We start from the raw sequence: 15,472 nt of genomic DNA, 5'->3' as shown, positions 1-15,472 counted from the left end.
TATCAAGGATCTATTTAGCCATGCTGAATACGACATCCTTTACAAAAATGACGGTCAGCTAGAATTGGATTTTACATCATAATGAGCCATATTGAGATGTTTTACATTTTTTAAGAGACACTAGTGGTCCTGATTATTGATGACGAGGAAGGGGCCATTGAGAATCTGATATTGTGCTTGAAGCGTTATCCGTTTCTTACGGTAGAGGGAACGGCCAAAAACGGAAAGAGTGGAATAAAACTTCTGGACAAGGTACATCCCGACTTGCTTTTCCTGGATGTGGAACTGCCGGATATGGAAGGCATGGACTTGCTGCTGCAGATTAAGGATACGCTTTCCTGGAACATGAAGGTGGTGTTCTATACGGCATACAACAAGTATGTGATCGATGCCTTGCGTTCTTCGGCATTCGATTTCCTGCAGAAGCCGGTCGACAAGGATGAGCTGCATACGGTGGTTTCCCGTTTCATAGAGAATGAAAGCGGGAGCGGCGGTGAGCGGATTGCACAGGCAGAAGTGGAGAAGCCTTTTCTGATTGTGACCCCGACGGGTGACCTGCGCTTTTTGCGTGCTTCCGAAATCGGGTATTTCCGCTATTTGTCGAACCGCAAGATTTGGGAGGTAGTGCTTGCCAACGGTCATTTTCTGCCTTTAAAACGGAATACGAAGGCCGAACAGCTCTGCTCGTTCGATCCGATGTTTGTGCAGATTCACCAGTCGTATATCATCAATATGCACTATCTGCTGATGGTTCAGGATAATCATTGTGTGATGTATCCTCCTTTTGACCATATTGATGAACTGACGGTTTCAAAGAAATACAAAAAGGAAATCATGGAAAGATTTTGTCAACTTTAATTGGGAAATTTCAGGGGAAATATCTGATGGGCAAGTCCGCCGGGTTTTATGAGATATTGAATAAAAAAAAGAGTTGATAATCTCATTTTTCTCTACGATAGGATAGTTTTTTTAGTTGATAGTCTATATTATTATGTTAATAAATTTTTATTTAAAATATTTTAAGTATCTTTGCGTAAAAATAAATTAACAAAGTTAAGTAGTATGATGAATTGTAAAAAGGTTTTATTGATTTGTGCAAGTTTATTGGTTGGGGAATTTGCTCATGCACAGTATTTGCGGACTTCTTATTTTATGGAAGGAACGTCTTCACGTTTGCAGTTGAATCCTGGTTTACAGCCGATGAGAGGCTATTTTAACTTTCCGGTAGCAGGTTCTTTCAACGTAGGTGCTTCTTCAAATGTATTGGGAACTGAAGATATTATCGATATTCTGGATTCTGGTTCTAACCTGTTTACCAACGATGCATTGTATAGCCGTCTGAAGACGGACAACCGCCTGAATGTGAATCTGAATACGGATATCTTGTCCTTCGGTTGGTATAAGGGTAAAAATTTCTGGACCTTTAACGTAGGTCTGCGGACTGATATCGGGGCTTCAATTCCTAAGAATATGTTCGATTATTTGCGTAACGCTGACCAGTTGAGCACTACAAACCTCAAGGGAGAAATTTCTAACATGACCCTCGATGTCAATGCATATGCTGAAGTCGGATTGGGATATTCACGTGCCATCAATGACCGCTTGACAGTGGGTGGACGTGTAAAAGTTTTGCTGGGATTGGCAAATGCTCAGCTCGATGTGGATCAGTTCTCTGTAGATATGAATCTTCCGGAAAATCCGGAAAATCCCGATAGCTGGAATGCCGGACAGCAGTATCATGCAAACGTAGCTTCTCATGCTCATGTAACTACTACCATGAAGGGGGGAGGCTTGAGTTTCTCTCAGGATGGAAATAAGATTGACGGTTTTGACTTTGACTTCGATAACTTCGGAATTGCCGGTAAGGGATTCGGTATCGACTTGGGTGCCAGCTACAAACTCTTCGACAACGTGACTTTGTCGGCTGCTGTGCTCGACCTGGGCTTCCTGAAATGGGATGCTTCATGTACTACCGTGGCAACTTCCGATCAGGACGAACAGATTACAATCGACCAGAACAATTATACTGAGTATGTTGACGGTGACTTCCTGAGCCTGGAACGTTTTAACCTGACGAAAGACGAAGAAGCTGTTTCTGACAGAAAGGTTAAACTGGCTTCTACAGTGTTGCTGGCCGGTGAATACGCTCTCTTCAACAACAAACTGAGTGTGGGTGCTATGTATACTGCACGCTTTGTACAGCCTAAGACATTGAACGAACTTACTTTCTCGGCTACTTTCCGTCCGAAGAACTGGTTCAATGCAGCTGTCAGCTACTCACCGATTCAGGCAAGCGGAAAATCTTTGGGTGTAGCCCTGAAGTTTGGTCCGTTGTTTGTGGGAACCGACTATATGTTCTTTGGATCTAACTCAAAGACTGTAAACGGTTTCGTCGGAATCTCATTCCCGTTGGGAAAGAAGAGAAGCGAGACAATCTAAATTTTTTCTCTCTTATATAGTTAGGTAGAAAGGTACCTTGATTTTATTACGGCGGTTTTTGTTAATTGAGGTACTTATAAAGAGGAAGGCTCTACAATCCTGGTGAATAACCCTGTCTGTCTTTTTAATGTTCACCCGGAGGTCTTCCTCTATTTTTTTATCCGATAGCAAGGGATTTCATCTTTTCTCCCTTCAGATTATATACGGTAACGGTTCCGTTTTCATAGACTGCAAATGTTTCGGTATTCCCTCCTTTCGGAAAGGTAACCGATCCGGTATTGCAGACAGTCGTACCGTCTTCCTTTTTTTCCAGTTTCCACAGATGGGTGTGTCCATAGAAGAAGCAGTCGTGCTTTCCCAGCGGCATCTTTTCCTCGTGGTAGATATGGCCGTGAGTCAGGAAGAGTTTCTTTCTGTTGTCGACTACCAGCGCATAATCGGCCAGGATAGGGAAGTGCAGCAACATCTGGTCCACTTCCGAGTCGCAGTTGCCCCTTATCGCAATGATGCGGTCGGACATCTCATTCAGTCTTCTTGCTATTTCCTGCGGGTTGAGGCCTTCCGGAATCCGGTTTCTCGGACCATAGTTCAAGATATCTCCCAGAATCAGCAGCATGTCGCAACCCTGCTTGTCAAAGAAATCCAGTACGCTCTCCAATGCCGGCAGAGAGCCGTGGATGTCGGATACAATCAAATATTTCATCTTTTTCCTATTTGTGTGGGTTAGTATTTTACGGTAAAAGTAAGAAGATTTGGGGACATTTCCTCCCGGACGGTCATTCTTTTCCTTCCCCTTCCGGCAGGCATCCCTTTATTTCCCCTTTTTACGGCCTGTACGCTTCGGATACCCGACGGGCGGATATTTGCCCTCATGCCGTTCATACCCAGAAAAAAAGCGGCTGGAGAAGGCTCTCCAACCGCTTTCGTTATTTATCAGGATAATTTTCTATGCGTAGGAAATTATTCTTCGTTGCTCCAATCCATTGCAGCCATACGCTTGTAAGAAGCATAACGTTTCTTAGCCATGTCTTCGCAAGCAGCAAACAGGTCAGCAGCTTCAGCAGGATACTGTTTCATTACAGAAGCGAAACGAACTTCGCCCTTCAGATAATCCTGGAAACCTTCCCAGTTCGGTTCCTTAGAGTCGAGTGAGAACGGATTCTTACCTTCTTCTTCCAGAGCCGGGTTGAAGCGCCACAAGTGCCAGTAACCGCATTCTACAGCCTTAGCCTCTTCAGCCTGAGATTTACCCATACCGGCTTTCAGACCGTGGTTGATACATGGAGCGTAAGCGATTACCAATGACGGACCTGGATAAGCTTCAGCTTCGCGGATAGCCTTCAAAGTCTGAGCCTGGTCAGCACCCATTGCAATCTGAGCTACGTATACATAACCGTAAGTAGTGGCAATCATACCCAGGTCTTTCTTGCGTACGCGCTTACCAGAAGCGGCAAACTTAGCGATAGCACCCAGAGGAGTAGCCTTAGAAGACTGACCACCTGTGTTAGAGTAAACCTCAGTATCCAGTACCAGGATGTTAACGTCTTCGCCAGAAGCAATTACGTGATCCAGACCACCGTAACCGATATCGTAAGAAGCACCGTCACCACCGATAATCCACTGTGAGCGTTTTACCAGATAGTCTTTGAATTCAGCGATAGTAGCGCAGTAAGAGCATTTGTCTTTTGCAGCTTCTACCAGCGGAATGATCTTTTCAGCAGCAGCCTTGCTCTTGTCAGCATCGTTGCGGCCTTCGATCCATTCCTGGAATGCTTCTTTGTATTCTGCTGGAGTACCTTCTGCAGCGATAGCAGCCTTCATAGCTTCTTCCAGACGGTTGCGCAGTTTCTTGTTAGCCAATTCCATACCCAGACCGAATTCGCAGAAGTCTTCGAACAATGAGTTAGCCCAAGCCGGACCCTGACCCTTTTCGTTAGTAGTATAAGGAGTTGAAGGAACTGAACCAGAGTAGATAGAAGAACATCCGGTAGCGTTAGCAACCATTTCACGGTCACCGAACAACTGAGAAATCAGTTTTACGTACGGAGTTTCACCACAACCAGAGCAAGCTCCAGAGAACTCGAACAACGGAGTAGCGAACTGAGAGTTCTTCACGTTAGCCTTGATGTCTACCAGGTGCTGTTTTGACTTCACGTTGTCAGCGCAGTAAGTCCAGTTAGCAGCTTCACCCAACTGAGTTTCAAGCGGCTTCATAGTCAGCGCCTTGCCACCCTTCTTCGGGTTGCCCGGACATACGTCAGCACAGTTACCGCAACCCAGACAGTCGAGAACGTCTACCTGTACACGGAATGTCATGCCGTCGAACTGCTTACCTACAGCCTTCAGAGTAGTGAAGTTAGCGCCAGCCTGTTCGTTAGCGTCGAGTACGAACGGACGGATAGCAGCGTGAGGACAAACGTAAGCACACTTGTTACACTGGATACAAGTTTCAGGATTCCATTCCGGAACGAATGCAGCAACACCACGTTTTTCGTATTTAGCTGTACCCTGATGCCAAGTACCGTCTTCGATGCCCTTGAATGCAGAAACCGGCAGCAAGTCACCGTCCTGAGCATTGATCGGACGAACTACTTCGTTGATGAATGCAGGATCGTTGTTGGCAGCAGCAGCTTCTACTTCCAGAGTAGCCCATGCCGGATCTACAGTCAGCTGTTTGTATTCACCACCACGGTCAACAGCTGCGTAGTTCTTGTTGACTACGTCTTCACCCTTCTTGCCGTAAGACTTCACAATGAACTTCTTCATCTGTTCTACAGCCAGATCAACAGGAATTACGCCTGTGATACGGAAGAATGCAGACTGCAGGATAGTATTGGTACGGTTACCCAGACCGATTTCCTGAGCAATCTTAGTTGCGTTGATATAGTAAACAGTAATGTTGTTTTCAGCGAAATACTTCTTCACTTTGTTCGGCAGGTTCTTAGCCAGTTCTTCACCTTCCCAGATAGTGTTCAGCAAGAAAGTACCGTTCTTACGCAAACCGCGAGTTACGTCGTACATGTGCAGGTAAGCCTGTACGTGGCAAGCTACGAAGTTCGGAGTATTTACCAGGTAAGTAGAGCGGATCGGATGATCACCGAAACGCAGGTGAGAACAAGTGAAACCACCTGACTTCTTAGAGTCGTATGCGAAGTAAGCCTGGCAATACTTGTTAGTGTTGTCACCGATGATTTTTACTGAGTTCTTGTTGGCACCTACTGTACCGTCAGCACCCAGACCGTAGAACTTAGCTTCGAACATACCTTCGCCGCCCAGTGCGATTTCTTCTTTCTGAGGCAGAGAAGTGAAGGTTACGTCGTCTACGATACCTACAGTGAAGTGATCTTTCGGCATCGGCAATGCCAGGTTTTCAAATACAGCCAGAATCTGAGCCGGAGTAGTATCCTTAGAACCCAGACCGTAACGTCCACCTACGATAAGCGGAGCATTTTCCTGTCCGTAGAAGCATTCTTTTACATCGAGGAACAAAGGTTCGCCGGTTGCACCCGGTTCCTTAGTACGGTCGAGTACTGCAATACGCTTAGCAGTAGCAGGAACAGCAGCCAGGAAGTGCTTAGCAGAGAACGGACGGTACAAGTGTACAGATACCAGACCTACCTTTTCACCGTTAGCTACCAGGTGGTCGATTGCTTCACGGGCAGCTTCTGTTACAGAACCCATAGCGATGATTACGCGTTCAGCGTCTTCAGCACCGTAGTAGTTGAACAGACCGTAGTTACGTCCTGTAATCTTGTTGATTTCGTTCATGTATTCTTCTACGATAGCAGGAACTGCATCATAGAACGGATTGCAAGATTCTCTGTGCTGGAAGAAGTGATCCGGGTTTTCAGCCATACCGCGAGCCACCGGTTTGTTAGGTGACAATGCACGTTCACGGAATTCAGCCAGAGCCTTCTGGTCTACCAGCGGAGCCAGGTCTTCGTTTTCCAGCATTTCAATCTTCTGGATTTCGTGAGAAGTACGGAAACCGTCGAAGAAGTTGATGAACGGAACGCGAGATTTAATTGTTGACAAGTGAGCCACACCGGCCAGGTCCATAACTTCCTGTACAGAACCTTCGCACAACATGGCAAAGCCAGTCTGGCGTGCAGACATCACATCCTGGTGATCACCGAAGATACACAGTGCATGAGAAGCCAGCGTACGAGCTGATACATGGAATACACATGGCAAGAACTCACCTGCAATTTTATACATGTTAGGGATCATCAGCAGAAGACCCTGAGAGGCAGTATAAGTAGTTGTCAATGCACCCGCCTGAAGAGAACCGTGTACTGCACCGGCAGCACCACCTTCAGATTGCATTTCCTGAACCAAGACAGTTTCGCCGAAGATGTTTTTACGACCTGCGGCTGCCCATTCGTCTACATATTCAGCCATTGTAGATGACGGGGTGATAGGGTAGATAGCTGCAACTTCTGAGAACATATATGAAATATGTGCTGCAGCCTGGTTACCATCACAAGTGATGAATTTTTTTTGTTTAGTCATACAATTACTAATTTTTTATTAGGTAATAAAGTCATTTTATTCTTTCAATCAGGCACACCGGGAATCAGTACAGGAAGCCGAAGAGCCAGAGCGGAATCTGGTTGCCGTGTCCAAGCTCTGTCTTGTGCATGGCGTAATAGACATTCGGATTGCTCTTGAACTTCGCCCCTTCCGTGCAGATCCTGAAATGGATGTTTCCGTCGACAAGGAAAGAAGTTCCCTTTTCCCCTTTGTTGACCTTATGGTCCTTCCACATGGTGTTCACGAAGAACGTTTCCAGTACGTCCTGTTCCTCCACCTTCACCGGGTAGATGCTGTACATCAGGTTGGTGTTGTGCATCATGATCTTCGACGGCTTCTTGGGGAATACCTCTCCCTGCGGATATACCATGTTGATCAGTCGTGCATCGGCCAGGTATTTGATGTAATTCATTACCGTTGCCCGGGAAGTCTGTATCTCTGCGGCCAGCTGACTCACGTTCGGAGCCACCGGACCGTCCACTGCCAACAAATATAATAATTTTTTGATTTTGGAAAGATATTTCAGCTCGATTTGTTTTATCAGCAGAATATCTACCTCAATCATCATGTTCATGGTTTTCAGCAGGTTTTCCGAAAAGTTCCGTTTTTCCAGGAAGAACGGATAGAAACCATGATGGATATAGTCCTGAAAGTAATTGAGCGGGTTGATGTGCGGCAATATGGTCTTGGCAATGTGCTCATGATTGTTCAGGATTTCTTCCAGACTGTATGCCGAGAAATGATTGCCGGTCTGCAGGTTCAGGAACTCGCGGAATGAGAATCCGCGCAGGTTGTACGAATGCACAATCCCGTTCAGTTCCGGGTTTTCGTCCTTCAGACGCATTACCGACGAACCGGTGAAGACAATTTTCAGGTTCGGATACCGTTCGTAGCAGGTACGCAGGTCGTGGCTCCAGTCGGGCAACTTGAATACCTGGTCAATGAGCAGCACTTTTCCGCCGCGCTTGACGAACTCCCCCGCAAAATCCACCAGACTATATTGTGAGAAATAGAAATTATTCATGTTCACAAACAGACAGGAGCGGTCGGTTCCATACTTTTCCTTTGCATATTGCAGCAAAAAGGTAGTTTTGCCTACGCCTCGTGTTCCCTTAATTCCTATCAGGCGGGCACTCCAGTCTATCTCGTCCATCAGGTCCCTGCGCACAGGGGCATTGGTGTGTTCAACCAAGTAGTTATGTGTTCGGTAAAATGCTTCCATGAATCTCTGTTTCTTGATGCAAAGATACGAATACTTCCTTAAATTGCAAACTGGAGTTGGCAAATTTTATGTTGTGTGTACGGTTTTTTTCTCCGGTTTCCCGAGGGACTTCCGCCTTGTGTAAACTGCTTCTGTGTGAGTGTTTTTCCTGAAATCTGTGTATCTTTGCACGAGGAAATGTAGGAGAATTATGACTGCTGAAATTTATTTGTTCAATCCGGAAAACGACATGGCGCTGGCCAATTTTACACCTTATTATAAGGTTTCGTCGGAAATTATGCGTATGAAGCACGACCTGGAAATGCTTCCGGCCTGGTTTGCACCGTCGGGGAGCCGGGTCCGGGTAGGCGAGGTTCCGGAAGCTGCGGAATATGCTGCCTGTCTGGCGGAGTGGGGAATCCGTCTGCCGGTGGGCTGGACCGGAGAGTGGGAGGATGCTCCTTATGTGCTGTGGGGATGGAACCCGGCACTGCTGCACACGCTTCGTACGGCAGGTGTTCCTGAGCATCGGCTGCTGACCGACGGGCAGATGCGTCTGCTGCGTGAACTCTCGGGCAGGGAGACGGGCCGCAAGGTACTGTACCGTCTGAAACCGTTGGAGGGAGTGTGCGGTGAGTCGTGGGTCTGCCGTTCTTCGGAGGAAGTCTGTTCTCACCTGGACCGTCTGGGACAAGTCATGCTGAAGGCACCCTGGTCGGGAAGCGGAAGGGGAGTGATGAAGGCAGGTCCGTCCGACTGGAATGCTTCCCTTCAGGGATGGGTGCAGCGGATTATCCGTACACAGGGAGGAATCATGGTCGAACCGCTTTATCAGAAATCCTGTGATTTTGCCATGGAGTTTTATGCGGATGGCAAAGGGCACGTGAACTTTGCCGGCTATTCTTTGTTTGATACTGACGAGCACGGTAATTACAAGGGCAACTTTCTGCTGCCGGATGCGGAAATTGTCCGTTCGCTGACGGCATGGGTGTCTCCGCATACGCTGGATACCGTCCGCGAGGCCTTGCTTGCCGAACTGTCTGCCCTGCTCGGTACGGCGTACCGGGGGTATCTGGGGGTGGATATGATGATTTGCCGGATAGGGGAGAACTGGCAGGTGCATCCCTGCGTGGAAATCAATCTCCGGATGAACATGGGGGTGGTTTCACGGCTGTTCTTCGACCGCTGGATGGATCCGCTGGTACGGGGAAAGTTTGTGGTGGAGCATTACTTTGCGGATGGTGAGGCACTGGAGGCTCATCACCGTTTCCTGGAATCCTGTCCGCTCAGTATACGGGACAACAGAATGACCGGGGGCTATCTTTCACTGACACCGGTAGCCCGTGAGACCCGTTATCAGATTTATGTGCAGGTATCTGCGCCGGCATCGCCGGAAACGGCCGAAGGCTGATTCCTTTTCCCTCTTTTTTTTGTTTCGTATTTTTAGATTATGCGGACGGCTTTTCCTGTCCGCTGATAGTATCACCCTCGTGCGGAAGTTGCCGGACCTCCGCACGAGGGTTTTCCGACTTCCGCATGCAAGTCGGCCGATCTGCATACGGAGGTCGGAGACTCCATACCGGTGGTGACCTGATCCTTACAATAAGTTTTCCGAATCCGAATACGGCAAGTACATAAAAAAACTTGCCCGAAGATACGTGGTCCGTATCCTCGGGCAAGCCCTTATCTTGTGAAGGAAAGCTTCAATTCACTCTCCTCTTTATTCACCTGTTTTCGTGACTCCTGATTAGAAGTACAGATAACGCTGGTCTACGATTTTTGCCTTGTCGCGCAAGTCATAGATGCACTGTCCTGCATAACGTGCTGCCATGTTAGACAGAGTAGCTTCTTCTGTTTTTGCGTCGAATTTCTCAGCACTGTTTTCCTTGTTGTAAACCTGAATCATGTACACACCGGCATTACCCTTGATCGGGGCTGAAACCTTGTTGACTTCAGTCTTGCTGGCGTATGCGCTGATAGCCGGTTCGCTGGCACGTGCTACAGAGATGTAGGCAGGAGCTGCGAAAGTAACGTGTTTTACGCTGTCGCTGACTGCATCCTTCAGACCTTTCACCTGATCCAGGCTAGTGAATCCGTTCATCTGAGCCATGATCTGTTCAGCCTTCTTGTCGCGGATGATTTCAGCTTTCAGCATGTCAGACACCTTGTTGATGCTGGTGTATCCGGCTTTGTTGATGCTCTGCAGTGCCACTACCATCATGTGGTCGTTCTCACCGCATTCGAAGAGCGGAGAAACCTGTCCTTCTTTTGCATCGAATACCCATTTCAGTGCTTCGCGAGTAGACTTCACACCACCTACGTAGTGTTCGTCGCTGCGGAAGTTAGCACGCGGCATCAGTGTATAACCGGCTTCTTCTACGTTCTTTTCCAGGTCGGCCAAAGTAGTGTTCTGTGCTACGAACTGACTGAAATCGTTGTATGCCTTGTTGTAAGTTTCCTTGCTGAATTCTACCTGACGTTTTACGACAGCCACTTTGTATTTGTCCTTGTTGGCTTTCTTGTTCATAACCTGCAGGATGACGTTAGCCTGTCCGATCTTCAGGTTAGCCAGTTCATTTACCGGCTGTGAGATGATGGCATTGATGAACTTCACGTATTCAGCATCCAGGCTGGCACCTTCCCAGCTCTGAGCGTTCACCCATGAAGCTTCTCCGGTCTGTCCGTATTTCTTAGCCAGTTCAGCGAAGTCTGCACCGCCCTTGATGGCATTGAAGATACTGTCAGCCAATGAAGCTGTCTTTTCTTCAGTGTCGGCGGCTACCTGAATCTGACGCAACTGGATAGAGTCAGGAGCGGTAGTCTTGGCAATCAGCTTGAATACGTTGTATGAATCATCGGCCTGGTTGTAGTAAGGACCGTAGATATCGTTTACAGAAGTAGAGTCCAGACGGCTGGCTACATCCGACGGCAATACGCTCTTGTTGACAGGGATGTCTGCATAAGCTACAGAAGAACCTGTAGAGCGGATGAAAGTCGCATAGTTGTCAGTAGTAGCTGCAAGCTGGCTGCTGAATTCAGTTACTTCGTCCTGAACAGCCTTTCTGTCGGCTTCCGACGGAGTGACACGAACGTCGATGTATTTGATGTCGCGTGTTTCAACCGGCTGCTTGAAGAGTTCTTTTCTTTCTTCGTACAGTTTCTTAATCTCATCGTTGGATACAGTCACTGTAGAGTCGCTGATAGAAGCGTAAGGAATACCTGCCAGCAGCAAGTCTGACTGTGCAGTACGGCCGTTGAAGGCATCTTCTGCAGCAACCGGATTTGAAATCAGTGATTTGGCAATCAGGCTCTGGTATTTCTCAGCCAATACAGACTGCTTCAGTGTCTTTTCGATGAAGTTCCAGAAATTGTTCATCTTTTCGTAGTATTCTACATACTGAGCCGGCATCTGAGTAGTGTTCAGGTTAGCGTAGTCTACCAGGAACTTCTTCAGCATATCTTTGTCGAATCTGCCGGTCTGCGGATTGCGGAACGGAGTCTGCATCAGCAACGGATTGGTTCCTTCGTCAATGATGGCCTGCAATTCCTTGTCTGTAACCTTCAGACCCAGTTTTTCTGCCTCGCTGGCAATGAGCTGGTTGGTTACATAAGTATTCCATACCTGATCCTTGATGTTGGTCAACTGATCTTCTGTCAGTGAATTCAGTCCGTTAGTCAGTTTGATTACCTCACTGAACTCGTCCACCATCTGTTGATAATCCTGGGCAGAAAGTGCTTGTCCGTTCACTTCTCCCACGTCTTGTCTGCCTTGGTGCGGCTGGAGGATTCTCCAGGCATCGCCTGCAATGAAGGCGAAGAGGGCAAGACCGATTACAATGACCAAAAGAGGTCCTTTGCTTCTAATAGTTTGTAAAGTTGCCATTTAAATTTTATTATTTTGTTTATTGTTTTTTTCTTTAGCGCACGAAGATACAAAAAATGTGTTTAGTAGGCTCCTTTTTTGATAAAAAAAATAGTTTCCTTATCCAAAAGGAGATTTTTGTCACGGTTTATTCTTTGATTTTCATTTTTACGAGTTCGATTTTCGTAGCCGTTACCTTGATGATGGTAAACTGGAGTTTCTGTACGGTAATGGTTTCGTGTGCCTTCGGAATGCTCTGATAGCTGTGCAGGATCAGTCCGCCGATGGTCTGGTATTCGTCGCTTTCCGGAATATCCAGATGAAATTCTTCGTTGGCCTTTTCAATCTCCAGTCGTCCGGAGAAGATGTATTCGTTCTCTTTGATCTTCTTGGCGATGGTGGAGTTGGTGTCGTGTTCGTCTTCGATGTCACCGAAGATTTCCTCCACCAGGTCTTCCATCGACACGATTCCCGAGGTACCTCCGAACTCGTCGACTACCACGGCCAGTGAGCGTTTCTGCTGCATGAGCCGTTTCATCAGCTTGTGGGCTCCCATGGTTTCCGGAACGATGGGCAGGGTACGGATGTTCTGCTGCCAGTCTTCCGAAGTCTGGAACATTTCCGAAGAATGTATGTATCCGATGATGTTGTCGATGTTTTCCTTGTACACGATGATCTTGCTGATACCGTTTTCGATGAAAGTCTCCTTCAGCGTCTCGAGCGGCGTATTCTGCTCCACCGCAATGATCTCGGTACGCGGCACCATACAGTCGCGGATTTTTATGTTGGAGAAATCGAGTGCATTCTTGAAAATCTCGATTTCGGGATTGATTTCCTCCTGGTTGTCCGATTCGTTGATGCTGCTCTGGATGAAATGATCCAGGTCCACTTTCGAAAATGCCTTGTCCGTTACTTCCTTGTTGATGCGTGTGCCTGTCAGCCACAGCAGACCGGTCGACAGCATGGAAGCGAATTTGCTGATAGGGTAGAGCACGACATAGCAGATGAACGTCGGTATGGCGAAAAAATACAAGGTCGCGTTAGGGTTGATCTTGAAAAGGGTTTTGGGAAGGAACTCACCCGTCACCAGGATGATGGCCGTAGACAGGATGGTCTGTATGAATACCAGTACGGCTTCATTCGAAAAGATTCCTCCCAGCAGGTAGTCTTCGATGAGATGGGCCATCCATATACCGTAAATAACCAGTGCGATGTTGTTCCCCACCAGCATGGTAGAGATAAAGTTGTTGGGGTTGCGGTAAAAGATGGACAGAATATGGGTCGACAGACTGTTGTTTCTCCCCATTTCAAAACGAAGTTTATTTGAAGAAACAAAGGCAATTTCCATTCCCGAGAAGAAAGCGGAAAAAGCCATTGAGATAAGCAGGTTTATAATGAGTCCCATAGATGATTGGTACGAATTTTCTATTGTTTGCCGGTAGTATCTGCCGGAGCGGTATCCTCTACTGTAAAGATACCTGTGTTGTTGAATATCTGGTATTCAGTCATTTGCTGGTTTGATTCAAAACCATATCCCGTCAGAATCTTGTCGGGCTGCTCGATCCGTATGAAACGGTCGGAGTAGATCTTCTCTTCTTTCTGGTCCCAGTACATCAGTTCCGTATCGAACTGGTCGCCCCGCTGGCTGCGGATATGTACGTTACTCAGCAATTTCCATAGTTTTTTCTGTTCGTAATAATAGGCGGTATCGGCCTTTATGCTGGCATCCAGATTGAACAAAGTATCGAACTTCTCGAGATAGATGCCTTTCTCGAAAGCCCAGTAGGGAGAGTCGACCTGACTGTAGATTTCCCATTCGGCAGTGATAATCTTATAACGTATCATTCCCGAGTCGGAAATATAGGTAGTTACTCCCTCTGTCAGCATGTCGGGGATAACCTGAGTGGTGTCAATGGCTGCCGCCAATTCTTTCTTCTTTCCGCATGCCGGTAACAAAAGAAACATAACAGTTGCCCAGATGGCAACTGTTATGCTTAAAGGAATCAAATTCTTTTTGTTTTTATGTGTATATGACATAAAAATGATTATCTGATTTTAGTCGTTTCTCCAATCCAGCCACCGATGTTGACAGTATCACCTTTCTTCAATCCCAGGAAGAACAGGTCTTCGTCTTTAGGAGTATATCCTGAATAGATACCGATCAGTTTGTTGGCTTCTTCTTCTACGCTCGGGTCTACACTCTTGGCACGTGCCAGTTTGTCGAGTACTGCAAAGTAAGTACACTTGTTCATTGCAGCTTCATCGCTCCATGACGGACTTGCCGCATACATCTGAGCAATCAGAATGTATGACTTACCGCTGTTGGCGTTGAATGAGATAGCCTTGTTGGCGTACTGTTTAGCTCTTGAATACTGCTTCTTGCTCATCAGAACTACTGCAGCGTTGTAGCAGTTGTTTGCCTTTTCTACAGGATCCTGTTCCAGTTCGATAGCCTGGTCGAAGTAGTTAAGACTCTTTTCGATATCACCTTTCTTATAGTACATGTAACCGCATCCGGCAGCTGTTGCTGCAGTCGGTTCCATTGCGTGAGCGGCTTCTGAAGCTTCGAAATATGCTTCTTCGTTAGTACATTTCAAGAGCTGCATGATAGAGATAACCTGCTTCAGGTATTCCAGGTTGCTCTTGTTCTGTGCTACTTTCGGGCCATAGATTGCCTGAAGGTTTTCACAAGTAGCTGTACCACTGTTGATGAAGTAAGCATCTACGTTGTCCTTCGCAATCTTCAGCATCTGCTGTTCGTTCTTCTTGGTTGCTGCCTTGAAAGCTGCATCTGCATATCCGGCTACAGCCAGGTAGTCCTGGATGAACTGTTCCTTGTGGTTAGGATCTACTTTCAGTTTTCTTGATGAAATATCCATCATATCCTGGAACATGAAGTAGTCAGAGTTTTCCTTCTCCATTTCCACTGCTTCCTTCACCATGTTGTAAGCCTGGTTAACGTCTACGTTCTGTCCTGAGAAGATGATGTAGTCGTGAGCCTTCATACCCAGGATAGCACCTTTGGTAGTTTTGGCTTTCACCAGTTTGTTCAGCTGGTCAAGGTATTTGATACGCTGGTCGTGAACGGCCATCAGTTCGTCCAGATATGCTTTCTGCTGCTTACCGTCTTTTGAACTTGCAATCAGTGCACGGAGAATCTTGGCACCGTTGGTATATGTACCTACCTGTGCAAACGGAGCTTCAGTGAAAACTGCTTTCCACGGAGTATATGCGTCCTTGAAGTTTTCCGTTTTTACATATTCAGTATAAATACTGATATTTTGCAGACAACGGATACTGTCCTGACCGTGTCCAAAACGAGAACCATCTTCTACTCCTTTCTGAGCAAAAGTTGCTGTTGCACCTACTGACAAAGCAAACAGCATTGTAAACATTTTCATTTTCATTGTATATCAATTTAGTTGTTCTTATGTGAT

Annotated in this window: 10 protein-coding genes; 3 read left to right on the top strand and 7 right to left on the bottom strand. The window is 46.8% G+C overall.

Features of this window, described 5'->3' with window-relative positions:
• The first annotated feature begins 123 nt into the window (after positions 1-123).
• Positions 124-858, top strand: coding sequence for a LytR/AlgR family response regulator transcription factor (locus H3001_RS08450; RefSeq protein WP_181214687.1), 735 nt, complete (start codon positions 124-126; stop codon positions 856-858).
• Between the two features lie 204 nt (positions 859-1,062).
• The gene (locus tag H3001_RS08445; RefSeq protein WP_178244631.1) at positions 1,063-2,439 is read left to right on the top strand and encodes a DUF5723 family protein; all 1,377 of its coding nucleotides are present in this window, start codon (positions 1,063-1,065) and stop codon (positions 2,437-2,439) included.
• Positions 2,440-2,596: 157 nt separating this feature from the next.
• On the opposite strand, the gene yfcE is transcribed toward H3001_RS08445, so the two are convergent.
• The 3 genes from yfcE to H3001_RS08430 form a co-directional block, all read right to left on the bottom strand.
• Positions 2,597-3,142: a phosphodiesterase gene (yfcE, locus tag H3001_RS08440; RefSeq protein WP_181214686.1), complete on the bottom strand. Its 546-nt coding sequence runs from the start codon at positions 3,140-3,142 to the stop codon at positions 2,597-2,599.
• A gap of 257 nt (positions 3,143-3,399) precedes the next feature.
• Positions 3,400-6,951, bottom strand: coding sequence for a pyruvate:ferredoxin (flavodoxin) oxidoreductase (gene nifJ, locus H3001_RS08435; protein ID WP_181214685.1), 3,552 nt, complete (start codon positions 6,949-6,951; stop codon positions 3,400-3,402).
• A 64-nt stretch (positions 6,952-7,015) separates the two neighbouring features.
• Complete coding sequence (locus H3001_RS08430; protein WP_178244634.1) at positions 7,016-8,194, bottom strand: ATP-binding protein; 1,179 nt, start codon at positions 8,192-8,194, stop codon at positions 7,016-7,018.
• A 190-nt stretch (positions 8,195-8,384) separates the two neighbouring features.
• Here H3001_RS08430 and H3001_RS08425 point away from each other — a divergent pair, with 190 nt between their 5' ends.
• A complete protein-coding gene (locus tag H3001_RS08425; protein WP_181214684.1) occupies positions 8,385-9,584 on the top strand; it encodes a hypothetical protein in 1,200 nt (399 codons plus the stop codon).
• A 336-nt stretch (positions 9,585-9,920) separates the two neighbouring features.
• On the opposite strand, the gene H3001_RS08420 is transcribed toward H3001_RS08425, so the two are convergent.
• From H3001_RS08420 to H3001_RS08405, 4 genes are all read right to left on the bottom strand, one after another.
• Positions 9,921-12,056, bottom strand: a complete 2,136-nt coding sequence (locus H3001_RS08420) for a peptidylprolyl isomerase (RefSeq protein ID WP_181214683.1) — start codon at positions 12,054-12,056, stop codon at positions 9,921-9,923.
• Between the two features lie 127 nt (positions 12,057-12,183).
• Positions 12,184-13,440 carry a hemolysin family protein gene (locus H3001_RS08415; RefSeq protein WP_178244637.1) on the bottom strand — a complete coding sequence of 419 codons (1,257 nt, stop codon included), beginning with the start codon at positions 13,438-13,440 and terminating at the stop codon, positions 12,184-12,186.
• 20 nt (positions 13,441-13,460) lie between these two features.
• Positions 13,461-14,072 (bottom strand): LPS export ABC transporter periplasmic protein LptC, encoded by a 612-nt coding sequence (gene lptC, locus H3001_RS08410; protein WP_178244638.1) that lies wholly within the window; start codon positions 14,070-14,072, stop codon positions 13,461-13,463.
• Positions 14,073-14,080: 8 nt separating this feature from the next.
• Entirely contained in the window at positions 14,081-15,442 is a 1,362-nt protein-coding gene (locus H3001_RS08405) for a tetratricopeptide repeat protein (RefSeq protein WP_178244639.1), read from the bottom strand.
• Positions 15,443-15,472 lie beyond the last annotated feature (30 nt).

Source organism: Phocaeicola faecicola (assembly GCF_013618865.1).
Taxonomy (GTDB): domain Bacteria; phylum Bacteroidota; class Bacteroidia; order Bacteroidales; family Bacteroidaceae; genus Phocaeicola; species Phocaeicola faecicola.
Note: the sequence above shows the minus strand (reverse complement) of the source record. Positions and strands in the feature narration are given on the sequence as shown.

Coding starts and splice junctions, on each gene's coding strand:
- H3001_RS08445 (WP_178244631.1), top strand. CDS start 1,063: ATGATGAATTGTAAAAAGGTTTTATTGATTTGTGCAAGTTTATTGGTT.
- yfcE (WP_181214686.1), bottom strand. CDS start 3,142: ATGAAATATTTGATTGTATCCGACATCCACGGCTCTCTGCCGGCATTG.
- nifJ (WP_181214685.1), bottom strand. CDS start 6,951: ATGACTAAACAAAAAAAATTCATCACTTGTGATGGTAACCAGGCTGCA.
- H3001_RS08430 (WP_178244634.1), bottom strand. CDS start 8,194: ATGGAAGCATTTTACCGAACACATAACTACTTGGTTGAACACACCAAT.
- H3001_RS08425 (WP_181214684.1), top strand. CDS start 8,385: ATGACTGCTGAAATTTATTTGTTCAATCCGGAAAACGACATGGCGCTG.
- H3001_RS08420 (WP_181214683.1), bottom strand. CDS start 12,056: ATGGCAACTTTACAAACTATTAGAAGCAAAGGACCTCTTTTGGTCATT.
- H3001_RS08415 (WP_178244637.1), bottom strand. CDS start 13,440: ATGGGACTCATTATAAACCTGCTTATCTCAATGGCTTTTTCCGCTTTC.
- lptC (WP_178244638.1), bottom strand. CDS start 14,072: ATGTCATATACACATAAAAACAAAAAGAATTTGATTCCTTTAAGCATA.
- H3001_RS08405 (WP_178244639.1), bottom strand. CDS start 15,442: ATGAAAATGAAAATGTTTACAATGCTGTTTGCTTTGTCAGTAGGTGCA.